Below are 260 nucleotides of genomic sequence, written 5' to 3' on the forward strand. Positions count from 1 at the left end.
TAGGCCTCATGAAAGTTTGATACGATCTCCACTCGAACCAAAAGAAGGGCACCCGATATATTTTGTTTAATTTAGGCTGCTAAAGGTTGTGATAGTTTCTTTGAAATTTCCTGTTCATAATTAAAACTAGGATGATTCCATTCAAAAGGTTTCTGATTTTTTAACATTGCAAAAGCAATTTTTATAAACTTGTTTCCCATTGCAATATAGATTTTACGTACTTTTTTGCCTTTTTCCTTTAATCTGTTATAAAAGGGCTT

The 260-nt window shown here is 31.5% G+C and carries 1 pseudogene; it reads right to left on the minus strand.

The window, feature by feature from the left end:
• Positions 1-71 precede the first annotated feature (71 nt).
• Positions 72-260, minus strand: a pseudogene (locus TEPIDINF_RS14905) (IS110 family transposase); the annotation flags it as partial.

The sequence above is a fragment of the Tepidibacillus infernus genome, from assembly GCF_048898065.1.
Classification (GTDB): Bacteria; Bacillota; Bacilli; order Tepidibacillales; family Tepidibacillaceae; genus Tepidibacillus_B; species Tepidibacillus_B infernus.